This is a genomic window from Lactobacillus sp. WILCCON 0059 (assembly GCF_057197985.1).
Window position 1 is genome coordinate 1,043,028 of record NZ_JBUBHN010000001.1, and the last position, 24,776, is coordinate 1,067,803.

Consider the following 24,776-nt stretch of genomic DNA (forward strand, 5'->3'; position numbering starts at 1 on the left):
CAGAAAAATATAAAAAATAACCGTACTACCAAAATTGATAATACGGTTATTTTTTGCATCTTAGTCAATCCGTTTAGCTAAAATTTCATCAGCTTCCGGGGTAACTTCAATGGACTTCTGCCCGGTGTAGATAACGAAGCCAGGCTTGGCCCCGTTAGGTTTCTTGATCCGCTTGACTTGGATATAGTCAACCGGCACGTGGGCGGAATTTTTGGCCTTAGAGAAGTAGGCAGCGATCTCGGCGCTTTCCTGGATGTCGCTGTCACTTGGCTGGCTGTCGGTTAAGATGACGTGGGAGCCAGGGATGTTCTTAACGTGGAACCAGTAATGGTTCTTGTCAGCCTTCTTCAAGGTCAGCCAGTCGTTTTGCAGGTTATTCTTGCCGACTAAAACAGTTTTGCCGGAGCTGAGCTTGAACTTGTTCAAGCTCTTTTCAGTCAACTTAGGCTTGCGGCGTTTCTTCTGTTCAGCTCTAAGATAACCTTGGTTGATCAGCTCTTCCTTGATGGCTTCGACGTCTTCTGGGTCAGCGTTGTCGATTTCCGTTTGGACGGAGTCAAGATAGCGGAGGTTTTCTTCCGTAATCTCGATCTGCTCGGTCACGTGCTTGATGGAATCCCGCATCTTCTTGTAGCGTTTGAAGTACTTCTGGGCATTGCGTTGAGGGGAGAGGGCAGGATCAAGCTTGATGGTCATGGGCTGGTTGCCTTCATAGTAGTTTGGCAGGTCGATTTTTTCCATGCCGGGTTTGACTTGGCTTAAGTAGGCCGTCAAGAGTTCCCCGGAGACTCTGAGGTTTTCGGAGTTTTCAGCGTTGTCCAGTTGCTTTTCCAGCTTCTTAAGCTTCTTTTGGAGCTTTTTGGTCTCATTAGTAACGACCTTGGTCACTTGCTGGGACCGCTGCTTGACCCAGTCCCGGTTGGCCTGGTAGGCGTAAAATTCGTCTAAGGCTTCATTAAGGTTGCTGGAGGAGCTTTCCTTGGTCATATCCAAATGATATGGCAGGTAAGGGTAGATCCGGCGCTTGTGCTTTGGCGTCAAGAGGACGTAGGCCTTAGGGGAGGAAAACTGGTTGTAGAAGGTCTTAAGAGAAGAGAAGGTGTAGTCGTCTTCCAGGTAGCCGGTAAGTTCTTGCCGGTCATCGCCGTCTAAACCATCCATTTGCTTGGCTAGGTCAGCTGGATTTGGGTAGTCTTTTTTCAAAGAAGAAAATTCAGATTCAGTTAAAGTAAATCCGTTGATGCCGGGAGTCAGCGGGGGCAGTTCATACTTGGCCTTAGGCAAGAGCAGGCGGGCCCGGTTTTCGTCGGGGTTAATCCGCTTGAGCAAGTCGATGATCTTGCCGCTTTGCTTGTCGTAGAGGATGACGTTGCTGTGCCGGCCCATCAGTTCAACGGAGAGGACCAGCTGCATTTCATCACCGAGTTCGTTGCGGTTGCTGAAGGAAAAGTTGACGATCCGGCTGAGGCCAACCTGGCTGATTTCCTGGAGGACTGACCCTTCCAGGTATTTACGCAGGACCATGACGAAGAGAGGAGCCACGTTAGGGTTGGAGAAGGACTCCTTGCTCAGGTAGAGGCGGGGATATTCAGGATTAGCAGAAATTAAAAGCTGCTTGTTCTTGCGGTCCTTTCTGAAGACCAGGACCAAGTCGTTGTTAAAAGGCTGGTAGATCTTGTGTAAGCGGCCAGCAGTAATCTCATCTCGTAATTCATTAAGCAGGCTATGAATAAATAAGCCGTCAAAAGCCATTGAGCACACCTCATTCGTAAATTGAAAATTGTTCAGTTTATTATTTTAACATAAAGTGGTGGGGTTATCGGATATCATGATTGCTAGTTAAACAGTTATTCTATACGCAAACAGGCATGATCAAGATTTTTCTAGTTTAGCTGGGGCAAGTATGCTATAATTTTCATGTTAAAACGTTAAATACGGAAGGTTAAATATGAAGATCGCATTAGTTACCGACAGTACGGCCAATTTGTCCGCGGCCGAAATTGAAAAGTATAATATCAAGGTCATTCCGATTCCGATCTACATCGATGACAAGGAATACCTGGAAGGCATCAACATCACTTCTGAAGAGCTTTTTGAATCGCAGCGGAATGGCTCCGGCTTCCCGACCACTTCCCAGCCGAAGATGGGGGACCTCATCACTACTTTTGACAAGTTCAGGGATGAGGGTTACGAGGCGATCATCTACCTTTGCCTCTCCAGCGGGATTTCAGGTTCCTACAGCACCTTGATGGGAATCGCGCAAAGCAACCCGGACTACCACCTGTACCCGTTTGACTCACAAATTACTGTCCGCCTGCAGGGCTACCAAGTTCTGGCAGCAGCCAAGATGATCGAAAAGGGCAGCTACAGTCCTGAAGAGATCGTCGCTAAACTGGCTGAAATTCGGTCAACCATCGACGAACTTTTTATTGTTGATGACTTGAACAACTTGAGCCGGGGCGGCCGGTTGAGCAACGCCAGCGCCTTTATTGGGTCACTCTTAAACATCAAGCCTTTGCTGACTTTTAATGATGAGGCCAAGATCGTGGCTTATGACAAGGTACGGTCAATGAAGCGGGCGGTTAAGAAGATCGAGCAAGAATCCCTGGAAAAGATCAGATCTTTGGACATCCCAGAAGACAAGCTGCGGATCTTGATCATCCAGTCAAACGATGCTGCCCAAGCTGAAGAAGTCATGAACTACTTCAAAGCTGAAGTGCCAAATGCCGTCTTTGAAATGGACGAATTCAGCCCGGTTATCGCGACTTACCTGGGCGAAAAGTCAATCGGCATCACTTGGATGATTGACGTTGAACAGATGGAATTCTAGTTTTTAGAACTCAAAATTTGCTGTGTTCAGTGAAAGAAAAAGGAAATTTGAAAATGAGGATCAAAAAATGGGCCGTTATGGCCCTTTTTTGCGGCGTATTTTTGACGGGTTGCAGCAAGCAGACCGCGTCAAAAGAAGCAAGCAATAGTTCAAATAAGAGCAGTCAGAGTAGGAAGTCTAGCGCTAAAAAGGCTAGCAAGGCTTCGCCAAGTTCAGCTAAAGCAGTAAAACTTGATGCGGCAAAATTGACTCCGCAGGAAAGTGGCAGCTTGATTACGCTTTACTGTGCTGACCGCTTTGACGGGGAATGGGCTAATTTGCTTCAAGCAGGGCAGAATAGCTCCTTGACTATTACTTTGCACAAGACCAGCGACTATGAATTTAAGCAGCCGGGCAGCGGCTATGCTTATGAAGCCGCGGTATCTGGGCAAACAGGGACGACCTACTATACTCTCAGTGGAAGCACTTTTTACTTCTATCAAGGAGTAAAAGTAGCGGGCAGCGGCAGCTTTTTGGGCCAGGCCACTAAGCAGGAAATGGCTGACTATATCGGCAAAAAAGATCAGCTGGCTGAATTTAAGCAGCTAGCAAAAAAGGTTCAAATCGTCGACAAGTCTGGTCAAACTCAGCGCTTGTCTGACGGCCGGAGTGGCTACTTTACCATCCCCGCGGAAATGCAGGGGACCTGGTATTCTGTAAGCAGTGATGACGATGAGACAACACATGAAAAATACGTTTTTGGCCAGAGTACAATTTTTACTCAAGACGACAAGTATAACAATAAGGGGCACACTACTACCCTGTACACTCGGGCAGCTAATTATAAAGCACCAGATTATCCATCCGAAGAACAAATAAAAAAGGCAGAAGGCTGGGGCTTGCCGAAAATAATTCAGTATAAGGGAATTAACTATCTAAACGTAATGGGTTGGTATCAAGGCGCCGGTGATGGTGAATATTTCGCAGTGCACACTGAAAATATTGACGGAAATGATGTCCAAGTTTTGATATGTGCAGGCGGTGCTGGCATCTGGGTCGATAGAATTGCTTACCGCAGCCAGGCCATGGCTGAAAAGATGCAGGATCAACGATTTGATGATTTGAATTACTCTGATTCGGACAATTAAACATAACCGAAAATTAAAGCAAAACAGCGCCAGCAGGGAAATCTGCTGACGCTGTTATTTTTATCTGACTATTTGTCAACCCGGGCCTTGATTTTGCCGCGCGGAGTCCAATTAAGGGCGATGACAGCAAAAATGATCATCACAGATGCCGCGTAATCCATCATCTGCGGCTGAAAGTGAAAGACAATGATGGAGCCAATCATGGAGGCCATTGGTTCAAAGGCATCCATAAATGCGACCGTCATCCCCGAAATATGGCCTAAAGCATGGTTTTGCCAAAGGGTCGGGATAATAGTTCCCATAATGATGACGACTGACAAGTTGATATAGACAGTCGGTGAACTCGGTAGGCTAGGCCAGACTGGATGAATCGCCGTCAAAATCAAACCTGAGATAAGCAGGCCCCAGCCAGTAACCGAAATAGTCGACTGCCTGGTCACCAGGGCTTGTGGAAGCAAGCTGTTGGCCGCTGCCCCAATTGCTGACATGATGCCAAAAAGCAGGGTGAGTGGCGCGATCCTAAGGTCATGAATGTTGCCATGCGTTGATAAGAGAAAGACACCGCCAAAAGCCAGCAAGCTGGCCGCGACGTCAATCGGCCGCAAAGTTTCCTGCTTGGTCAAAGTCAGATAGGCCAAGACGAAGAAGGGACCGATAAACTGAATAACTGTCGCGATAGCCGCGTTAGCCTGAGCCACTACCAAAAAGAAGCAGTACTGGAAGGGCAAAACGCCGATAACGGCATAAGCCAGAAGCTGGACCGCGCTCTTTTTGTCTTTCCACACCTGCCAGGGATGCTTGCCGGTCAGCTGGGCTACAGTCAAAAGAATTACGCCTGAGCAGACCTGCCGCATTTGCGTTACCCAAATTGGCGTGATGCGGGGGTCAAAATTAAAGAGGCCCTTGGCAAAAAGACCGGAAATGCCCCATAGAATGCAGGCCGCGGCTGCCAGGCCTGCCCACTTGCTATTTGCTTTCATTTTTTACTTTCTTACTTTCTCTCTACTTCATAGCTGCCATTACTATTTTCTTATTTTTCAGAAAACAACCTTGTCCATTTTAACACACTGCTGGCAGGATGCTTTAACAAAGTCAAAAAAACACCCTGGAAATTGCAATAATCAACTTCCAGGGTTCATGTTAAAGGTAAATTCGGAGAATCAAAAGCTTAAAATTCAGTTATTTCTAACCTGCTTATTACTTGTGGGTCAGGAATCTGACACGAGTGACAGCAGGGATCTTTTCCAGGTTGGCTACCACCTCGTCTTGGGTAGCCTGGTCGATCTCATCAATGTCGATCATGGTGTAGGCGTACTTGTCCTTGGCCTTGTTGACCAGGTTTTCAATGTTGATGCCCTGGCCAGCAAGGTAAGTAGAAATTTGCCCGATCATGTTTGGAATGTTCTTGTGGATCAAAGTAATCCGGTGGTCGCTTTCAAACGGAGCTGACACGTTTGGCAGATTGACTGAATTAGTGATGTTCCCCGTTTCCAAAAAGTCAATGGTTTCCTTGGCCGCCATCCGGGCACAGTTGATTTCCGCTTCAATCGTTGATCCGCCGATGTGGGGCATGATCACGATGTCGTCGTTGTGCAAAATCGTGGCATCGCTGAAGTCGGTGTAGTACTTGCCCAAGCGGTGTTCTGCCAAGGCTTCAACGACAGCCTTGTTGTCGACAATCCCCAGGCGGGCGAAGTTGAGCAAGATAGTATTTGACTTCATCTGCGCGATCTTGGCGTCAGCGATCAAGCCAGTCGTCTCTTCGTTTTTTGGCACGTGGACAGTGACAAAGTCCGCGTCCTTAACAGCGTCAGCGATGCTGGTGGCCCGCTTGATATGGTCTGACAAGCGCCATGCGGCTTCAACAGTCAAGTATGGGTCATAGCCGACAACCTTCATCCCCAAGTTAAGGCAGGCATTAGCTACCAGTGAGCCGATGTGGCCTAAACCGATTACGGCTACCGTCTTGCCTAACAGCTCAGTCCCGTTGAAGCTGGTCTTTTCTTTTTCCGTCCGCAGGGTGATGTCCGCGCCCGGCTTGGCGTTAGCTGACCAGTTAGCGGCAGCCACGATGTTCCGGCTGGCGATGATCATAGATGCCAGAACCAGTTCCTTAACGGCATTGGCATTGCCGCCTGGAGTGTTGAAGACCACAGTCCCGTTTTCCAGGGCCTTGTCTAAAGGCACGTTGTTGTAGCCGGCCCCGCAGCGGGCGATTGCCTTCAAATTCTTCGGAAATTCGTGGTCATGGAGGTCAACTGATCTGATCAAGTAGGCATCTGGATTGTCAGTTTGGTTGATCCGGTAGTTGTCGCCGAATTCGGCTAAGCCTTCTTTTGCAATGGCATTGTAAGTTTTAATTTGGTACATGGGGAATCCTTTCAAAAAATTAGTGCTTGGCGTCAAAATCCTTAATAAAGTCGCAGAGGGCCTGAACCCCTTCCAGCGGCATGGCGTTGTAGATGCTTGCCCGCATCCCGCCAACCAGGCGGTGGCCCTTCAAATTAAGGAGCTGGTGGGCGGTAGCCTCTTTGACAAATTCAGCGTCCAGGTCCGGGTCACCGCTGACAAAAGGTACGTTCATGATTGACCGGCTGTCTGGATCAACCTTGCTCTTAAAATTCTTGGACTCAGCCAGGCAGTCATAAAGGAGCTTGGCTTTTTCCTGGTTGATGGCTTCAATGCCGGCCACGCCGCCTTTTTCCTTGAGCCACTTAAGGGCCAGGCCAGCCACGTAAATCTGGAAGACTGGCGGGGTGTTCAAGGCTGATTCTTTCTTGGCTTCAGTAGCGAAGTCGAAGAACCCTGGCAGGTCATCGTGCTTAACCAAAAGGTCCTTTCTGATGACTAAAACGGTCAAGCCGGCAGGAGCCAGGTTCTTTTGCGCCCCAGCATAGATAACAGCAAACTTGCTGAAGTCGTATTCCTGGCCCAGGAAATTGGATGAAGCGTCGGCTACCAGGGGGATGTCGGTCTTAGGAATTTGGTCGTCTCTGTAGGCCGTCCCCATGATGGTGTTGTTGGTGGTAATGTGGAGGTAGTCGTAGTCTTTGTCAAATTCAGTCGGAATTTCAGGAACAGCCGTGTAATTGTTGTCCTTAGCACTAGCTACGATATCAACAGTGAGGCCTGGCACCTTAGCCGCGTCTTCTGCCGCTCTTTGGGCCCAGTGGCCGCTGTCTACGACCGCGATCCGGTGGTACTTGCGGGCCAGGTTCAAAGGAATTGTGGTGAACTGCTGGGTTGCCCCGCCGGTCAAGAAAAGGACATCGTATTCTGCCGGGTCCAGCTTCATGAGTTCCAGAAGGTTGGCCTTGGTTTCCGCGTAGAGGTCCTTATAAAGAGCTGACCGGTGGGAGATTTCCATGACGCTCATGCCACTGTGGGCATAATCTGGCAAGTCGCGTTTGATTTGGGCAATGACTTCGACCGGCAGCATGGCTGGACCAGCCGCGAAGTTGTAGCATGTCATAAGTTAAGAATTCCTTTCTGAAAAAACAAAGGGCACCCGCTTTGCGTGAGTGCCCTTTGCCATGAGATGTTATGTTGGAGTTGTTGTTTCGGCCTCACTGTTTTAAACTGTGCTGAAGGCCATCACAAATTGCAGCCTTCTTAAGTGGAAGAAGACTGGGAGGAGGAAAAAAGTCTGTTTTGCATTTGATTGCTTTGTAAAGTAAACATTTTTTCGCTCCTTTCGTGTGATTAATTTTATTATAAGGCGAAAATTAGAAATGTCAACAAAATTTTAATTTTGGTATAATATTTTTTAGCAAAGAAAAAAGTCTACAAACAATGGAGGAAGCGCATGACCACATTCTACTTTATCCGGCACGGACAGACCTTTGCCAATAAGGCAGGCCTCAAGCAGGGGACCATCAATACCCCCAACACCTACTTGACCGACCTGGGCAAGGAGCAGGCACAAAAACTGGCTGACCAGTTTGATATCAGCAATTTTGACCGCCTTTTCGTCTCACCCTTGGTCAGAACCAAGCAAACAGCGGAAATTCTGAACCAAAAGGCCGGCCTGCCGGTTGAAACAGACGACCGCTTGCTGGAGATTTCTTACGGGGACTGGGACGGGCAAAAGAACAGCGAATTGATGGCTGAATACCCGAATTATTTTTCTCCCTTGGTTAATGACGTGACGGAAGACTACGTGCAAGTTGCTCCAAAGGCAGAAAGCTTTGCCCACGTGGAGATGCGGACGGCAGAATTCGTGGAGGAGATCAGCAAGAAGTATGCAGAAGACAAGATCGTGGTGGTGACCCACGGCTTCACGGTTAGATCTTTTGCCATTAACGCTACTGGCGGCCAGGGTCTGCAGATTCTGGAACCAGACAACTGCTCCGTGACTAAAATTCTGGTTGATCCACTCAGTCAAAAGCAGCACCTGGTCTACTACAACCGGACAGTAACTGGCTTTTAGCAATATTTTTCAGATATAGAGATTGAGAGATATAAAAAACGGAACCACTTGGTTCCGTTTTTGTCTTAATCGACGGATTTTAAGGCGTCCAGCATGTTGACGGACTTGATCTTCTTGTGCATGACCAGGGCGACTAAAGCCGTGATCACGGCTGGAATTAAGGCTGAAAAGATGAAGTTGCTTGCCAGCATAGTCGGGTCAAACATGGCGTTGTCTGGCGGCAGGCTGTTGATAATGAAGCTGTGCAGGCCAATCCCAACCAGGTAGCCGCAGAGGATGCCGGTAATGGAGAGAATGATCGTTTCCCGGTAGATGTAGAGGGTGGTTTCCTTGTCAAAGAAGCCGAGCACCTTGATGGTCGACAGTTCTCTGATTCTTTCTTCAACATTGATGTTAGACAGATTGTAAATAACGACCAGAGCCAGGAGGGTGGCCATGCCGATCAAGATGATCATGACCTTGTTCAAGCTGCCCATAATGTTATCGATGGTTTCCTTGTTGCTCGTGTTTTGGTTGATCCCTTTGATTGCTCCAGTCTTCATCAGCTTTCTGGAGTACTTGGAAAGAGACTGGCCTTTTTTCAAAGTAATCAGCTGGGCATTAGCCGTGGCTTTTTCGCCAAAAGCCTGCTTGTAGGCAGATTTGCTCATGAAGACGTAGTGGCCGATGTACATTTCGCAAATCCCTGTCACTTTGATCTTGTGGCAGTCGCCACCCTCGTCTTTGAGCTTGATGTAGCTGCCGACTTTGGCATTAAGCAGCTTGGCCAGTTTTTCAGAAATAACCGCGCCGCTGCCCTTTAAAGTCAGCTTTTGTCCGCTTGCCCGGTTATTTAAGCTGATGTAGCCGGATAAAGATTGCCCGGAAGTAGGCACGACTAAAGAGATAGACTGGTCTGTATCGTCGCTTCCGGCCTTTTTGGTCAATTCCTCAAAGTGAACAGAAGTGTGCTTTTTTACAGAAGAGCTGGCCAAAGCAGAATCCAGCTTATCTTTTTGCTTGTTAGTCAAAGCATTCTTTTTAACCGCGATCAGGTCGTAAGTGATGATCCGGCTGTATTCAATCTCGCTGATCCCGTTTAAGGAGTCCTGGATCCCAAAGCCCATGACCAAGAGCCCGCAGCAGCCCGCCACACCGAAGATGGTCATGAAGGCCCGGCTCTTGTAGCGGAAGAGGTTACGCATGGTAACCTTGTAGTTGAAGCTCATTCGTTTCCAAAGGGGGGTGAAGCGTTCCAAAAGGATCCGCGACCCGTTTTTCGGTGGCTTTGGCAAAAGAAGAGAGGCGGGTTTTTCAGCCAGGTCCCGTCTTAAGACGATTAAGGCGGCGCCAGTGGTGCAGGCCAGGGCGATGACAATTGTTACAAGCAAGATCTGCCAGTTGAAGAGGAGCTGGCAATTGCTGATGGTCGAGTTGGCGACGTAGGCCTCAAAGATCATCTTCGGCAAGAAGGTGTAGCCGCCCGCTGCCCCGATTCCGACCCCAAGCAGGCTGGCTGAAGCTGAGAAGAGGACGAACTTGAGCGCCGCGTCCCGGTTGGAGTAGCCCAGAGCCTTGAAGGTCCCAATGCTGATTCTTTCTTCTTCGACAAAGCGGGTCATGGTGGTTAAAGAAACCAGAGCCGCGATGGCAAAGAGGAGGACCGGGAAGACATTGGCCAAGATGTCAACTCTTTCAGAGTTGGATTGAAAGACCGCGTAGCCAGGGTTGCTGGACCGGTCACTGACCGTGTAGGTAACCTTGCCAGTTTGCTTTAAGGTCTGTTTGGCTTTTTTCAGCTGCTTTTCCTGCTTAGCCAGTTGACTTGCTTGTTTGGTCAGTTTCTTTTCTTGCTGCTTGACCAAGGCTTGGCCGGCGGCAGGAAGGGCGGCAGCTTGAGTTTTCAGCTGCTTCTGGGCTGCCAGAAGTTTCTTCTTGGCAGAAGATAATTTGTCTTCCTGTTCTTGTAATTTGTTTTTTGAGCTGCTGTAGCGCTTCTTGCCATGCTTCTTCAGCTCCTTTTTCAGCTGCTCCTGCTTATCCGCAACGTAATTGCGGTACTTGCTGGAGTAGGCATACATGCTTGCCGTTTTCTTGTAGCGAATGCGGGCGATGGCATAAGGGGTGTTTTGCTTAAAAGCACTTTTGGCAACTTCAGCCACTCCGTCCAGCTGCCCGTCGCCTACCGTAGTTTGGCCGATATTAGTCCGGTCGATGCTTTCACTGGACCTGATAAAACCAGTGATTTTGAATTTCTTTTCTTTCAAATTGCCCGGCGTTTTCAAGCTGATCGTCTGGCCCAGCTTGTATTTGCCTTTCAGCAGGTAGCTGAGGGCAATTTCATTGTTCTTTTTGGGATGCCGGCCGCTGACTAACTGGCTGGCTGAGACTTTAGAACTGATTGAATAGATTCTGAGGTCAGTATTTTTACCGGAAACCCGGCTGTCTTGCAGGTAGCCAAAAGCTGCCTCTTTGACTCCGGAATGATTTTTGATAATTTTCCGGTCGGTCTTGTCCAGCCCATAGTTTGACATGACAGTAAGGTCGGCTAATTCATATTTGTCAAAAAAGCTGGTCGCGGTCTGCCGCATGTCGGGGCCCGTCATTTTCAGGCCAATGAGGGCAAAGGCACTGACGGCCATTAAGAGCAGGATGGCGATCCAGCGGCCAAAAGAGTGGGTAATGGCCTGGCCGGCATCTTTCCAAAGCATTTTCTTTTTCATGATGATCACCACTCAATCGAGGAAATATCGGCCGGGTGGTCATTTCTTTCCTGTTTGACGATCTGGCCGTCATGGATGTGCAGGACCTGGTTGCCGATCGGGGCCAGGGCAGAGTTGTGGGTGACGATCACGACCGTTGACCCGTGGACCGTGCTCATTTCCTGCAGGATCTTAAGGACCTGCTTGCCGGTGTGGTAGTCAAGGGCCCCGGTTGGCTCATCGCAGAGCAAGAGCGCCGGCTTTTTGGCAACTGCCCGGGCAATGGCCACCCGCTGCTGCTCACCGCCGGAGAGCTGGGCCGGGAAGTTGTTGACTCTCTTTTCCAGGCCAACAGCAGTCAAGGCTTCGACCGGATCCATGGCGTCCTTGACGATTTCAGAAGCCAGTTCGACATTTTCCTTGGCCGTTAAATTTGGAATCAGGTTGTAGAACTGGAAGACGAAGCCGATGTTGGTCCGCCGGTAGGCAGTCAGCTGCTTGGCATTGTAATTGGCGATATTTTGCCCGTTGACGATGACGTCACCGCTGGTGTTAGTGTCCATCCCGCCAAGGATGTTGAGCAAGGTCGACTTGCCGGCTCCGGAGCTGCCCAGGATGATGACCAGCTCGCCTTTTTCGATTGCAAAATTGATGTCCCGGTTGGCGTAAACCGTCGTGTCACCGGACTGATAGGTTTTCGTATTATGCTTCACTTCAATGAGTGCCATAATGTCCTCCTTTTTCTGATGTGTCTGACTAGCAGTTTACACAAAAATCAGCTAAAATTAATGAGCAAAAATAAACAATCTGTTGATTTAAAGACTTTTTCTTTTGGAGGTTTCAATTGCCAAAAAAGAGCAGAAAGACGGCCAGCAAGGCCAAGATCCGCCGGGCCTTGATTGACTTGGTGCCAGTCAGCGGTTTTCAGCAGCTGACCATCAGCCAGCTCTGCCAAAAAGCCGGGATCAACCGTGGGACTTTTTACTTGAACTATCTGGATAAGGAAGACCTGCTCCGGCAGACGGAGGCTGACTTTTTTGCCGGCATTCAAGAGCTGCTGAAAGAAAGCGAGAGCGGGGAAGGCACAGAGCTTTTTTCAACAGAGAGCATCCTGCGCCTGCTGGATTATATTAAAGAGAATGAAGACCTGGTCACGGTCTTTTTTAAAAGTGATCTGGTCCAGCGGACGGAGTACCGGCTGCAGAAAGTCATGGCTGATGTTTTCGCTAAACGCCGGGCCAACCTGACCCACCCGGCCATTAAGCAGCCCTATGCCAGCCGCTTGGTTTTTGGTGGCCTGGCCACGATCTTTACCTTGTGGGTTCAGCGGGGGATGCAGGAGAGCCCGGAAGAAATCAGCCAGATTCTGGACCGCTACCGGCGCCTTTCACCAGAAGAAATCATCAAATAAAAAGCGCGAGCAGGCGGTTTGCCCTCTCGCGCTTTGTTAGTTCAGCTTTCGCCGGTTAAATCTCGTTGATCCCGATCCGGTCCATCTTCTGGTCGCGGATGGTCAATTCTTCTTCAGTTTCCCCGACGCCGACCCCGCAGATCGGCAAAAAGCCAGTTGGCAGGTCAAGCTTGACGACTGTTTCCGGGTGAGCAGCCAGAGCAGCTGCCGCGCCAAAGAGGTAGCAGGCCCCCAGGCCCCTGTTTTCGGCGGCCAGAACCATGTTGTGGGCAATAATGCCGGCACTGGCGTAGGTCATTTCATCCCGCTCCTTGGCGGAAACAAGGATCAAGGTTGGTACCCCGTACAAGGGATGGGATTCCAAGTCGCCGAACATCATGGCGGCTTCCTGGTCGATCTCCTTCAAAATCTTCGGGTCGGAAATGACCGTCAGCTGGTAGTTTTCGTATAAGCCGCGGGCAACTGGCGCCAGTTCAGCTGCTTCAATGATCTTCTTGACCTGCTTCTTGCCAGCAGGCTTGCCCGAATAAGTCCGGACGGATTTGCGTGTTTTCAACAATTTCGTAAACTTCATGGATGAATTCCTCCTGTCAGTCTAACAAAACACATGTCTGTCGATTCCTTAGGTAGATTATACCGCAAACACGTGCGAAAGCGGTTGAAAATAGTTTTAAACTTTGCCTTTTAAAAAATTACCTGCTTTTTCGCTAAAAAAGCTTGACTTGCCTGGCAAAAGTCTTTATAGTTAAGGAAACATATGAATGACCTTTAAATTTAGTCCCGTGAGGCTAAGAAGGCAGCTCAAATTTCAGACATAAACAAAGATTTCTTGGCAAACATTCGGATTGGCAAGGAAACCGGGGAGAAAGCTTCCCGGGCAGTTTAAGCAGACTTTGAGAGACCATTTTAGACACGGAGACTGAGTGTTTAAAATGGTCTTTTTGCTTAAGTTATTTTCGAAAGGATGCCAAATTATCATGACCACTGTTACCGAAAACCAAGTCGTTGTCGCAACTGAAGACAAGCAAGACAACTTGCTTCGCCTGCCATACTTTGTCAGTGTTGAACAATTGAGCGCCGACGACGTATTGCACCTGCTGCAAAGAGCCCAATACTTCAAGAACGGCGGGGAAGTACCAGCTTTGAGCCGGCCGATCTTCTGCACCAACATGTTCTTTGAAAACTCAACCCGGACTCACACCAGCTTTGAAGTTGCTGAAAGGCGGCTGGGCCTTACGGTTATCCCATTTGACCCATCCCACTCTTCAGTCAACAAGGGGGAAAACCTCTACGACACTGAACTGACCATGGCTTCCCTGGGCATCGAACTCAGCGTCATCAGACACCCGGAAAACGCCTACTACAACGAAATCATCCACCCAAAGGAAGGCCAGCACCTGCAAATGGGCCTGGTCAACGCTGGTGACGGCTCCGGCCAGCACCCATCCCAAAGCATGCTGGACATGATGACCATCTACAACGAATTCGGCCACTTCGACGGCTTGAAGATCATGATCGTGGGTGACTTGACCAACTCCCGGGTAGCCCGGTCAAACATGGAAATCTTGAACACTCTTGGCGCTGAAGTCTACTTCTCAGGTCCAGAATACTGGTACGACGCTGAAGAATTCAGCAAGTACGGCACTTATGTCAAGAACATTGACGATGAAATTCCAGAACTTGACGTCTTGATGCTGCTCAGAGTTCAGCACGAACGCCACAACGGGGAAGAAGCCAAGACTGAACAGCTCTTTGATGCCAAGGACTACAACGCTGCTTACGGCTTAAACCAACGCCGCTACGACATGCTTAAAGATGACGCCATCATCATGCACCCGGGTCCAATCAACCGCGGGGTTGAATGGGACGGCGACCTGGTTGAAGCACCTAAGTCACGCTACGCTGTGCAAATGCACAACGGGGTCTTTGTCAGAATGGCCATGATCGAAGCCGTTCTGCGCGGCCGCAAGTTGGGAGGCCTTGAATAATGGCCATTTTGCTGAAAAACGGACTGGTTTACCAAGAAGGCGAATTCATTAAAGAAGACGTCTTGCTTTCCGGCAGCAAGATCCAGGCGGTCGGTCTGGACTTGCCGGAAGAGGGTGCTGAAGTCTACGACTTAAAGGGCAAGCTTTTGACAGCTGGTTTGGTGGACATCCACGAACATTACAGAGAACCTGGCTTTACCTACAAGGAAACCATCAAAACCGGGTCTGAAGCAGCAGCCCGGGGCAGTTTTACCACGGTCTGCACCATGCCTAATGTTGACCCGGTCCCAGATAACCTGGAAACTTTTGAAAAGCAAGTTGCTTTAAACGAAGCCAACAGCTGCGTGCACTTGAAGCAATACGGGGCTATTACCAAAAATCTGACCAGTGACGAAGTCGTTGACATGGCTGCCTTGAAAGAAGCAGGAGCTTTTGCCTTCAGCAATGATGGGCACGGCATCCAGCAAGCCGGCACCATGTACGAAGCCATGCAAGAAGCAGCCAAGGTTGGCCTGGCCATCTGCGAGCACATCCAAGATGACTCCCTTTACCATCACGGGGTGATGAATGCCGGCAAGAAGGCTGAAGAACTCGGACTGCCAGGCATCCTGGGGGTCAGTGAATCAGCCCAGCTGGCCAGAGACCTGGTTTTGGCCCAAGCTACCGGCGTTCACTACCACGCCTGCCACGTTTCCACCAAGGAGAGCGTGGAACTGATCCGGATCGCCAAGGAATACGGGATCAACGTCACCGCTGAAGCTGCTCCTCACCACCTGCTTTTGAGCGAAGAGGAGATCGACGGCAATAACGGCTACTACAAGATGAACCCGCCTCTTAGATCAAAGGAAGACCAGTTTGCCTTGATTGAAGGGATGCTGGACGGGACGATCGACTTGATCGCGACCGACCACGCCCCGCACAGCCGGGAAGAAAAGGCCGGCGACATGCGGAAGGCCGCCTTCGGGATCATCGGCAACGAAACGGCTTTTGCCTGCCTGTACACCAAGTTTGTCAAGAGCGGGCAGATGGATCTGGATCAGCTTCTAGATCTGATGAGCTACCAGCCAGCCAAGCTCTTTGGTCTTGACGCTGGTGTCCTGGCTCCGGGCAAGGAAGCTGACCTGGCCGTCTTTGACCTGGATCACGCCGAAAAGATTGCCGAGGAAGACTACCTGTCCAAGGGGGTCAACACTCCTTTCACCGGCCAGGAAGTCTACGGCATGACTGCCTTGACTTTTGTCAGCGGCAAGCTGGTTTACAAGAACAAGCACCTGGCTGACTAAAAATTAAATTATTACCACAGAAGAAAAAAGAAAATAACTAGCAAAAGACGAAAATAAGTCCTTCTCTAATCAGAGGAGGACTTATTTTGTTTGGCGCTGGCATTGAGGGCGGCCCGCTGTTCTCTTTGGTCAACGTGGGTGTAGAGGTCAGTGGCTGAGGTACCTTTTTGCCCCAGCTGCTGGGCCACCATGACCTGATCTTTGGTCGCTTGGTAGAGTTCAGAAGCGACCGTGTGGCGGAGCTTGTGGGGGGTGAGGGGGTGGCCAAAGGCGGCTGAATACTTGCCAACCATTTTCTCAATGGCATTGGTCGTCATCCGCCGGCATTCCTGGTGGTAGCTGGTCAAGAAAAAGGCCTTGTTATTGCTCGGGGCCTGGTAGCGGTCAGCCCGGATTGCCAGGTACTTTTCCAGGTAGGGCAGGGTCCAGTCAGCGACTGGCACGGAGTCTCTCTGCCCGCCTTTCCGGGTGACGTCTAAAGTTGCCTCTTTTAAGTTGAGGTCTTTCATGTCAACGCCGGCGCATTCAGAAACCCGGATCCCGGTGCCTAAGATTAGGGCAATGACGGCCATGTCCCGTTCCTTGTTTTGCTTAAAAGAGGAAAGAGCGCGCCCACTGCAGAGACCGGCAAATTTTTGGTCTAAAAAGTCCATGAACTGGTATTTTAAGTCGCCAGTGTACATGTGGGCTTCCAGGGCATGGGCCCGGTAGTTCAAGGTGCTTGTATAAGGAAGCGAGTTGATCTTGAGCATGACATTGCGGTCAAAATAAGGCTCGCCATTGTTGCTGTCAGCGGTGATCGTCAGGTACTTGTACAAGGATCTGAGGGCGTTGAGGGACCGGTTGACGGTTGTTGGGGAGTTGAGGTGGCCCTGCTTGTTCTTGCTGTGCTCCAGCTTGTCCAGGTAGAGCATGACGTCGCTGCGGCTCAATTTTTCCAGGTCGCTCGGCTTAACTTGGCTGGGACTTTCGGCCTGGGTTAAATTTTCAGAGATCAGCCAGGAGAAAAAGCGGCGGATTTCGGTCAGGTACTGGTAGCTGGTGGTCAGAGAGTGGCGGGTTTCCAGCTGGTATTCCTTGACGAAGTCCGGCATCTGGGCCATTTCCCGGTCGATGAGGGAGAGGTATTTCTTGGTTTCCATAGGGCTCCTTATTCTTTATCCAAAACTCTTTTCATTTAATTATACTGATAATTCAGCGAGAAGCGCTAAAATAGAGCTGAATATTGAAAAAATGAAAGAGGCAGAAAAATGCTCAAGATTATTACAGCCAGCGACAGTTTCAAGGAAAGCCTGTCAGCCAAAGCGGCCTGCCAGGCTATGGCCGAGGGGATCAAGCGGGTCTTTCCAGATGCCGAAGTAGTCCAGGTTCCCATGGCGGATGGCGGGGAAGGAACGGTAGATGCAATATTGTCCTGTGTACCTGGTGAAAAAGTTGCAAAGGAGGTTACCGGCCCAGACGGCAAAAGGGTCTTGGCCAGCTACGGACTGATCAATGACGGAAAATGCGCGGTGATCGAGACAGCCGCGGCCAGTGGCCTGGGCCTGGTTGAGAAAAAGGACCGGAATCCAATGACGGCGACCACTTTTGGGACCGGGGAGCTGGTGCTTGACGCGTTAAAGCGGGGTGTCAAAAAGATTATCGTGGGCCTGGGCGGCAGCGCGACTAATGACGGCGGAGCCGGTCTGGCCCAGGCTCTGGGGGTCAAGTTTTTAGATAAAAATGGCCAAGACCTGCCCTTTGGCGGAGGAAGTTTAGGGGAGCTAGCCAAAATTGATGCCAGCGGCTTGGATCCCCGCTTAAAAGAAGCAGAAATCATCCTGGCCAGTGACGTGACCAATCCTTTGACTGGACCAAACGGAGCTTCGGCGGTATTTGGCCCGCAAAAAGGAGCTGACAAGGAGATGGTCCAAAAGCTTGATGCTAATCTCCATCATTACGCGGCTGTGATCAAGGAGCAAGTTGGGAAAGATATTGAGCAGCTGCCAGGCAGCGGGGCAGCCGGCGGCCTTGGCGCAGGCTTTTTGGCCTTCAGCAAGTGCCAGATAAAAGCCGGCGCCCAGATCGTGATCGAGGAGAGTCATTTAGCTGAAAAGATGCGGGATGCTGACTATGTCTTTACCGGTGAAGGCGGGATTGATTTCCAGACCAAGTTTGGCAAGACTCCATATGCCGTGGCCCAAGTTACCAAAAAGTTTGGCGTTCCCGTCTTTGCTTTGGCGGGCCAAGTGGGAGACGGAATTGACAGCTTATATGATGCTGGCTTTACGGCAATTTTTGGCATCCTGCCTGGTGTCTGCAGCTTGCCGGAAGCTCTGGCCGGCGGAGGGAAAAATTTAGCCCGGACCAGTGAAAATGTAGCCCGGGTGATCAAGGCCGCAAGAGCAAATTAACAGTAAAGGCTTACTGTTAAGGAAAAAGAGCATTTTTTGCCCTTTTCCCCACTTTTTTTCGCATATGCCCTGTCATTTTTTCAAAAGATTGCGATAATAAGAATAGACGTGGAAAGCGAATTCAAAAATGAAAGGGTATAAAAAGATGAAAGAATACTATTTAGACTATCGTGAGCAAGTACAGAACATCCTGGATGCTTTGGATGACAGCAGTACTTCCCTGCGCCTGGGAGCAGTCGCGATTGAAAACCTCCTGGCCCTGGCCAGAGTCGATCTTGATGATGATAATGAGGAAGACGAAGCAAGCGATGAGGAAGATGATTCTGATGATTCAGACGCCATCGAAGAGGCGGACAGCGGCGGGGACTTAGAAGAAGCAGAGGACAGAAAGCAAGTCAAGATTATCCGCCATGAAGAGCCGGCAGCCAGCATCCCTTACCAAATCAGTGCTGGCCACAAGCTCTGCCGCTTTTCCCGGGCGCTGAAAGGCGGGAGCTTTTACACCGAACAAGGGGACCTGGTCAGCGAGATCAATGAGCTGGCTGTCAAAAATCTGAACGTTGAAAATGGCGATTTGGTTGAGCTGGACCCGAGTAGCCAGCCGCCCCGGGTGGTCCGGATCGTGGAAGCGGGCAATTTGCCGTCTAATATCGCGACTTTGTCATATGGGGTCGTGGAAAGGGATGCCGCGGGCGGTTTGTACGTCAGCCACAGCGCCATGGGCGAGAGATTAAGCGAGTGCGCGGGCATTGATCGCTATGAGGTGCCGGCGATCATTGATGCCGGGCAAACCGAGACTGGATTTGTCCATGAAGGCGACATTGTCGATTTAGCCTGGTATAAGAACAGCCCCAGCAACATGATCGTCCGTTGGGTCAGCCAGACTAAGGGAAAAGAAGCTTCAAAGAAGGAAAAACCGGCTGAAAAGAAGGCCAAGAGCGAAAAGGAAGACAAGGACAAAGATGAGAGCGTAACGACCTTGAATTTTGACCTGCATGGCCGCAGCGTGGTGGTGGTCATCGGTAATGAGCTCCGCAGCCAGGAGATTCAGAAGATGGTTGGTGAGCACCACGGCCGCTGTAAGGTGATTGATGCCTTTAAGTTTTCTGATACGGAATCTTTTTACAAGCACGCGCTGAAGCGGGCTGACGTAACGGTCATGGTGCAGAACTTGAACAAGCACTCGACCAGCAAGGCCCTGCGCAAGTATGCCAAGCGGCTGGCAATCGCGGATTCGGCGGGCCTGTCCTCAATTGAGCGGGCGATCTACCGGGCCATGCACGGCTTGCCGGCTTATGAGACTTCCACTCAGCCGATCGCGTATCCGGTCAAGGAGCTGGCGCTTAGTTAATTTTTAGAAAGGTTGGCGGTTAAGATGGCATTTTCGGATAAAGACAAATTCGTTGAAATGGATAAAATTGGCGCGACCTGGCTGGACCGGGGGGCAGAAGCCTACCGGCAGGGGGACTATGAATTGGCCCTTGAGTGCTATAAAAAGGCAGCTGACTACGGCAACTCCCAGGCCATGTGCAATTTAGGCTACATCTATGCCTTTGGCCGGGTTGGTGAAGCCGACCAGGAGCAGGCTTTTTACTATTTTACGCAAGCATCTTTGGCTGGCAATCCAAATGCCTTCTATAAGCTTGGGGATGCCTTCCGTTTTGGCAATTTTGTAAAGAGAAACGACCAGATTGCCTTTCAGTATTACAGCATGGCGGAAAGCGTCTTGCAGGAAGGCGACGAAGACTTGATTGCTGAGATTGACTACCGCCTGGCCCTGTGCTATGCCAGAGGCTGGGGGGCAGAGCAACGCTGGGACCTGGCATTGAAGTATATCAATGAGGCCCAGCTTTACGCCTACCGGAACAAGCAGCATGGCGAGTACAACTGGCAAAAGACCAGCCAGCGGATCAACAAGCTGCATGATGAGATAGTAGAAGAGATGTTTTCTTAATTTTTTTGAGGCAGCTGCCTGGGGAAAGCTGGGCAGAAGCAGCCGCTGAGAGCAAGAAGGTTGACAGGCCGCGCCGGCTTGGGTTACCTTTAACTTGTATTCAGGGGATAGAGCACAAGTTGGGGGAATTATCATGTTTACGATATCTTTTTTGATCTTACTGATATTTTTAACTATTGTGGCCGTGCCGGTGGCGATCGCCGCTTTTTTGCTCAAGGTATCTTTTAAGATCCTGGGCTGGCTGATCGGCATCTGCTTTACTTTGGCCCTGCTGATTAGTTTGCTTTTGATTGGCGTAATGTAGGGGAACGCTTCCTGGAAACCCGGGAGGCGTTTTTTTATGAAAAAAGGAGATGGCAATGAAAGTTTGGATGAGGGTTAGGCGCGACAAGGAAATGAATCTTGATGTGCCGCACAGTATTAATATCGCTACAGCGATGTATGGTTTCCGGGAATTAGGCGCGGAGATCGTGCCATATCACTTTATAGACGAAATTGAGGAAAAAATTTGCCCAGAGGACATAGTGCTAGACTATATCGAGCAATGCCAATGGATCTTTAAAAAATTCGGTCATCCAACTTATATGGACTGCTATCCGGAAAGATTGAAGCCATTGTTAAAGAGAAAGATTTGGCGGGATACGATAAACAGTTTTTCCAGCGATGAGAAAAAGTGGTCGGCAGGCTACTTTATCAAGCCGGTTAAGGATAAGGCTTTTACCGGGAAAATCATCCGAAATACAGCCGATTTAATCGGCTGCGGCAATTCAATGGAAGACTACGAGATCTTGGTAAGCGAGCCAATAGACATTCTTGCCGAATGGCGCTGCTTCATCATGTATGACCGGATTATTGACGTTCGGCCATACGGCTCGGTATCGGACCTTAATTACCAGGGTTATCGTTATCACTATGACGTAGAATTTTTGGATGAGCTAATGACAGAATTCAGAAAGTGGCCAGACCGTCCAGCTGCTTGCAGCATCGATATTTGCTACTGCAAAGACGGACAGAGCAGGATGGTTGAAGCAAATGACGCATACGGGCTGGGATGCTACGGCCTGCCAAGCTTGCTTTACGCAAAGTTCATTTCCGCGAGATGGAGCCAAATTTTTGAGCGGGAAGACGAATACCATTTTTGACAGATTCTGACGAAGAAAGTAAATCGCTTTTTGCTGTGATTGCTTAGCCTGCGCGTTTGCGCGGGCTTTTCCTTTCCGAAAAAGCAGGACTTTGCGGGACTTCTTGAAAGTGCTTAAATTAAGTTGCTGAGAAAAATAATCTTGTGGTTGCTATATGAGCAAAGGAAAAATATAATATGGAAAATACTAATTACCAAGGGCTGAGCGATAACGAAGTGTTTTGCACAGTCTTGAAGAATGATGAAACTGCTATGCGGGTGCTCCAGGCTCTTTTCCCAGACGTGAAAATGTCTCAGGTGCTGCTGAACACGGCAGGATGTGAGCAAGATCAGGTTAATGGCCCGCTTGCCCAAGTTGTTGTGCTGGATGAAGATGAGAAGAAGCACTTCTACTCGTTACGGATGGCAAAAGAAAGCGACAATCTTGGCCTCCTTGGCCGTTATTGCACGTCTAAGATGGACATGACGATGTTCAGACTGATCGGTGAAGATTACTTCGATGAAGATTGCGGAGCGGTACTATTGTGCGACTTTAATCCATATGGCAGCAGCGCGGTAAAGGTTGTTCACCAATTCCGTAGCACTAAATACCCTAATCTTATTTTGCCTGGCCAATGCCCTGTGATCATCATTAACGGAAAGGGAGAAGAGGAAGGTGAGTCGAGTGACATGAAGTCCTTGACTCATGTAATTTGCGGTGACTACAGTCTGGATGAGCCTCTTGCCGTATTCTTGAAGGAGAAGATCGTCGCGGCTAACAAAAAGCTGAATTTGGTGAAATAGGTATTTTTAAAAAAATATGCGCTTAATTGCACCGCTCAATGTAATCTAAGATGGTAAAATATGGCTTAGATACTATTTTTGAGGCGGGAAAGCATGCGGCAAAGACATTACTCACATATAAGGATCAGTGCTTCAAGGATGAATGAACTGGAAGATGCAAAAAAGGCCCTGCTTCTGGAAGACGTAAATGTCGGTGAATTAGCTAATATAACAGGCATACCATATCAGACTATCCGGAACATGCGTCATAAACCTGAACTCTTGGAAAGGGCTTCATGGACCAGGGTGGAAACCTTGGCTCAGCTCTACGATGATCTGCTGACTAATAAGCTGGTAATTGTCCAAGGGATGTTCAGACAAGGCATACCTGGCTATAATGAGCAAGAAGATGGTGATACAGAACGGCATAAGTTCTGGTATGAGGAAGATTTAAGCAACAGCTACAGCGTGGTGACTATCGGAATCGATGAAGCTTATTTTGAATGGTCCGCTAGCGTGTCAACCGAAGAAGCGTCACAAGCAGATGCTGAAAAGTACAACAATGGCAGACCAGCAGTTATCAAGACGCTGAGGATGATTCCCTTTTTAAACAAGGTGGCCAACTACTACTACGGTTTAGATATAAATGAGCAGGACCCGGACTCAGTAAAGCTGCTCAAAGACAGACTGGCAGATGACTTTGGCCGGGGCTTTGCTGATAAAGTAATGGGAATCAACGAAATGCTGAACAAGATCACCGAAAAAATGCAGCGGGAAGAGTTCCCGGAATAGACGAAAGAGACTGGCAATTAATTTTGTCAGTCTTTTTTCTGCTGAAAAAGGAATCATTTTATCCTGGATTTAAAGAAAAAAGTTTTTGGCAAAAATGAGATGAAAATTAAAAGAAATCTTTACATTCTAATTTGTCTTAGTATAATAAAACTATCTCAAAAAACAAAAGTGAAGGATGGAAGTCAATAATGAAAGTAAAATTGAGATAGTCAAATTCGTGGTGAAGCGGGTCTTTTCAACCGATCGATTGTGCCGCGACTTTTAAAGAAAGCAGCAGATCAATCAAAAGAAAAGGACTAAATCACATGAAAAAGAAGAACTATATTCCCATGGTAATTACTAGTGTCGTTGTGGCTACTCTTAGCGCTTGCGGAAGCAGCAGCGCCAGCAGCAAGACGACTTACCAAAAGTTGATCAGCTGGATGACCACGTCAGAAATTGAAACTATGGATCCCAACACCACTGTGGATACAGCCAGTGGTGAGCAAGAGACTAATACATTTGAAGGCCTTTTCCGCCTTGGGAAAAATGGCAAGGTTAAGCCAGGGATAGCCAAAACAGTGGCGGTATCTAAAGATGGCTTGACTTGGACATTTACTCTTCGGAAGAATGCTTACTGGTCAAATGGTGAAAAGGTTACAGCCCAAGACTTTGTCTATTCCTGGCAAAGGGCGGTCAATCCAAAGACTGGCGCCGGAAATACGACAGAGTACCAGGTGATCAAGAACGCGGTCGCCATCACTGAAGGCAAGAAGTCAGCGTCAAGTCTGGGGGTAAAAGCCGTTGGCAAATATAAGCTCGTTGTCAAGCTGGTTCACCCGGTGCCTTATTTCAAGACAACCGTTGCTAGCGGGATGTACCCGGTCAGCAAGACTGCCGTTGAAAAGTTCGGCAAAAAGTACGGCACTGCTTCGAAATATCAGTACTATGACGGACCTTTTGTTCAAAAGGGCTGGACTGGTTCAAACCTGACCTGGAAACTGGTCAAGAACAAGTATTACTGGGACAAGCAAGCTGTTAAGCTGCAAACCGTCAACTACAATGTTGAGAAAACGGCGTCAACTGATTACAACCTCTATCAGAGCAAAAAGCTCGACGCGGCTCTGCTTGATACTTCCGCGGCAAGCCTGCTAAAGAAGAGTGCCGGCTATACTGTGCGTGACCTGGACAACACCTACTACCTGAACTATAACATCAAGAAGGTGACCATCTTCAAGAACGCCGACCTGCGGCGGGCAATTTCCATCGCTATCAACCGCCAGGCCCTGGTCAATACAGTCGGCAGCTACAATAAGACTGCTCAGACCATGAGCTCAGCCAGCATGGCAATTGGCGGACAGAATTTTGCCAAATACGTTATAAGCCGGACTGACGCGGCTAAATACAGCAAGTACTCCAAGAAGCAAGCGAAAAAATATTTTGCCGCGGCTCTGAAGAAGCTGGGCAAAAAGTCTATCTCCTTCACGATCATGGGTGATGACGATGATATGAGCAAAAAAGCGGTTGAGTACCTGCAAAGTGCTTTAAACGCGGCTTTTGGCAACAAGATTAACGTTTCCGTGAAGAGCCTGCCAAAGACCAACCGGATCAGTCACTTAATGAACGGGACTTATGAGCTTTGCTTCATGAGTCTGACGACTGACGCGGCAGATCCTTACGAATTCCTAAAGTACATGCACAGCGGCCAGACCTACAACTTTGGCTCCTGGAACAATTCTGCTTACGACAAGATTGTTGATGCGTCAAACAGTGCTTCCAGCGATAAGAAACGGCTGAAGCAGCTGGCCAAGGCTGAAGAAATCCTGGTTAAAGAGCAGGGGATTACCCCACTCTTCCACTTAAGCCAGGCCTGGATGATCAGACCGAATGTTCATGGTGTAGTCTTCACCGGCTCAGCCAATGACTTCAAGAATGCTTACGCGACCAGCGAGAGTAAATAAGATGATTAAATTTTAAGCTGCTTCGGTAACCTTTTCTATCAAAAA

The 24,776-nt window shown here is 49.1% G+C and carries 22 protein-coding genes; 14 read left to right on the forward strand and 8 right to left on the reverse strand.

Going from position 1 to position 24,776, the window contains the following annotated elements; all coding sequences use genetic code 11:
* Window positions 1-60: 60 nt before the first annotated feature.
* A complete protein-coding gene (locus tag ACYVUT_RS05020) occupies window positions 61-1,752 on the reverse strand; it encodes an Rqc2 family fibronectin-binding protein (protein WP_484500129.1) in 1,692 nt (563 codons plus the stop codon).
* 196 nt (window positions 1,753-1,948) lie between these two features.
* Here ACYVUT_RS05020 and ACYVUT_RS05025 point away from each other — a divergent pair, with 196 nt between their 5' ends.
* Together ACYVUT_RS05025 and ACYVUT_RS05030 are read left to right on the forward strand one after the other, a co-directional pair.
* The gene (locus tag ACYVUT_RS05025) at window positions 1,949-2,830 is read left to right on the forward strand and encodes a DegV family protein (RefSeq protein WP_484501568.1); all 882 of its coding nucleotides are present in this window, start codon (window positions 1,949-1,951) and stop codon (window positions 2,828-2,830) included.
* A 53-nt stretch (window positions 2,831-2,883) separates the two neighbouring features.
* Window positions 2,884-3,957 (forward strand): hypothetical protein, encoded by a 1,074-nt coding sequence (locus ACYVUT_RS05030; protein WP_484501569.1) that lies wholly within the window; start codon window positions 2,884-2,886, stop codon window positions 3,955-3,957.
* A gap of 68 nt (window positions 3,958-4,025) precedes the next feature.
* Here the strand turns inward: ACYVUT_RS05030 and ACYVUT_RS05035 are convergent, their stop codons facing one another.
* The 3 genes from ACYVUT_RS05035 to serC form a co-directional block, all read right to left on the reverse strand.
* Window positions 4,026-4,937, reverse strand: a complete 912-nt coding sequence (locus ACYVUT_RS05035) for an EamA family transporter (protein WP_484501570.1) — start codon at window positions 4,935-4,937, stop codon at window positions 4,026-4,028.
* A 217-nt stretch (window positions 4,938-5,154) separates the two neighbouring features.
* Window positions 5,155-6,327: a phosphoglycerate dehydrogenase gene (locus ACYVUT_RS05040; protein ID WP_484501571.1), complete on the reverse strand. Its 1,173-nt coding sequence runs from the start codon at window positions 6,325-6,327 to the stop codon at window positions 5,155-5,157.
* 19 nt (window positions 6,328-6,346) lie between these two features.
* On the reverse strand, window positions 6,347-7,429 hold the full coding sequence (gene serC / locus ACYVUT_RS05045; protein WP_484501572.1) for a 3-phosphoserine/phosphohydroxythreonine transaminase: 1,083 nt from the start codon (window positions 7,427-7,429) through the stop codon (window positions 6,347-6,349).
* A 333-nt stretch (window positions 7,430-7,762) separates the two neighbouring features.
* Here serC and ACYVUT_RS05050 point away from each other — a divergent pair, with 333 nt between their 5' ends.
* Window positions 7,763-8,386: a histidine phosphatase family protein gene (locus tag ACYVUT_RS05050; protein WP_484500136.1), complete on the forward strand. Its 624-nt coding sequence runs from the start codon at window positions 7,763-7,765 to the stop codon at window positions 8,384-8,386.
* Between the two features lie 65 nt (window positions 8,387-8,451).
* Here the strand turns inward: ACYVUT_RS05050 and ACYVUT_RS05055 are convergent, their stop codons facing one another.
* On the reverse strand, window positions 8,452-11,088 hold the full coding sequence (locus ACYVUT_RS05055) for an FtsX-like permease family protein (protein ID WP_484501573.1): 2,637 nt from the start codon (window positions 11,086-11,088) through the stop codon (window positions 8,452-8,454).
* Window positions 11,089-11,093: 5 nt separating this feature from the next.
* Window positions 11,094-11,795, reverse strand: a complete 702-nt coding sequence (locus ACYVUT_RS05060) for an ABC transporter ATP-binding protein (RefSeq protein ID WP_439776171.1) — start codon at window positions 11,793-11,795, stop codon at window positions 11,094-11,096.
* A gap of 116 nt (window positions 11,796-11,911) precedes the next feature.
* Between ACYVUT_RS05060 and ACYVUT_RS05065 the strand changes: the two genes are divergently transcribed.
* A complete protein-coding gene (locus tag ACYVUT_RS05065; protein ID WP_484501574.1) occupies window positions 11,912-12,478 on the forward strand; it encodes a TetR/AcrR family transcriptional regulator in 567 nt (188 codons plus the stop codon).
* A gap of 55 nt (window positions 12,479-12,533) precedes the next feature.
* Here the strand turns inward: ACYVUT_RS05065 and ACYVUT_RS05070 are convergent, their stop codons facing one another.
* Window positions 12,534-13,052, reverse strand: coding sequence for a nitroreductase family protein (locus ACYVUT_RS05070; protein WP_484501575.1), 519 nt, complete (start codon window positions 13,050-13,052; stop codon window positions 12,534-12,536).
* 403 nt (window positions 13,053-13,455) lie between these two features.
* On the opposite strand from ACYVUT_RS05070, the gene ACYVUT_RS05075 reads away from it, so the two are divergent.
* Window positions 13,456-14,466 (forward strand): aspartate carbamoyltransferase catalytic subunit, encoded by a 1,011-nt coding sequence (locus ACYVUT_RS05075; RefSeq protein ID WP_439776174.1) that lies wholly within the window; start codon window positions 13,456-13,458, stop codon window positions 14,464-14,466.
* Window positions 14,466-15,749 carry a dihydroorotase gene (locus ACYVUT_RS05080; RefSeq protein ID WP_484501576.1) on the forward strand — a complete coding sequence of 428 codons (1,284 nt, stop codon included), beginning with the start codon at window positions 14,466-14,468 and terminating at the stop codon, window positions 15,747-15,749. The genes ACYVUT_RS05075 and ACYVUT_RS05080 overlap by 1 nt, the downstream gene beginning before the upstream one ends.
* 65 nt (window positions 15,750-15,814) lie before the next feature.
* Here the strand turns inward: ACYVUT_RS05080 and xerS are convergent, their stop codons facing one another.
* Window positions 15,815-16,891, reverse strand: a complete 1,077-nt coding sequence (gene xerS / locus ACYVUT_RS05085) for a tyrosine recombinase XerS (RefSeq protein WP_484501577.1) — start codon at window positions 16,889-16,891, stop codon at window positions 15,815-15,817.
* A gap of 108 nt (window positions 16,892-16,999) precedes the next feature.
* On the opposite strand from xerS, the gene ACYVUT_RS05090 reads away from it, so the two are divergent.
* The 8 genes from ACYVUT_RS05090 (at window position 17,000) to ACYVUT_RS05125 (ending at window position 24,731) form a co-directional block, all read left to right on the forward strand.
* Entirely contained in the window at window positions 17,000-18,142 is a 1,143-nt protein-coding gene (locus tag ACYVUT_RS05090) for a glycerate kinase family protein (protein ID WP_484501578.1), read from the forward strand.
* A gap of 145 nt (window positions 18,143-18,287) precedes the next feature.
* The gene (locus ACYVUT_RS05095; RefSeq protein ID WP_484501579.1) at window positions 18,288-19,493 is read left to right on the forward strand and encodes a DUF2325 domain-containing protein; all 1,206 of its coding nucleotides are present in this window, start codon (window positions 18,288-18,290) and stop codon (window positions 19,491-19,493) included.
* Between the two features lie 24 nt (window positions 19,494-19,517).
* Window positions 19,518-20,096: a tetratricopeptide repeat protein gene (locus ACYVUT_RS05100; RefSeq protein ID WP_484501580.1), complete on the forward strand. Its 579-nt coding sequence runs from the start codon at window positions 19,518-19,520 to the stop codon at window positions 20,094-20,096.
* 133 nt (window positions 20,097-20,229) lie between these two features.
* Window positions 20,230-20,400, forward strand: a complete 171-nt coding sequence (locus tag ACYVUT_RS05105; protein WP_439776180.1) for a hypothetical protein — start codon at window positions 20,230-20,232, stop codon at window positions 20,398-20,400.
* 55 nt (window positions 20,401-20,455) lie between these two features.
* A complete protein-coding gene (locus ACYVUT_RS05110; RefSeq protein ID WP_484501581.1) occupies window positions 20,456-21,238 on the forward strand; it encodes an ATP-grasp domain-containing protein in 783 nt (260 codons plus the stop codon).
* A gap of 176 nt (window positions 21,239-21,414) precedes the next feature.
* Window positions 21,415-22,020 (forward strand): hypothetical protein, encoded by a 606-nt coding sequence (locus ACYVUT_RS05115; RefSeq protein ID WP_484501582.1) that lies wholly within the window; start codon window positions 21,415-21,417, stop codon window positions 22,018-22,020.
* 138 nt (window positions 22,021-22,158) lie between these two features.
* Window positions 22,159-22,791, forward strand: a complete 633-nt coding sequence (locus ACYVUT_RS05120) for a hypothetical protein (protein WP_439776183.1) — start codon at window positions 22,159-22,161, stop codon at window positions 22,789-22,791.
* Between the two features lie 305 nt (window positions 22,792-23,096).
* A complete protein-coding gene (locus tag ACYVUT_RS05125) occupies window positions 23,097-24,731 on the forward strand; it encodes a peptide ABC transporter substrate-binding protein (RefSeq protein ID WP_484501583.1) in 1,635 nt (544 codons plus the stop codon).
* The last annotated feature ends 45 nt before the right edge of the window (window positions 24,732-24,776 follow it).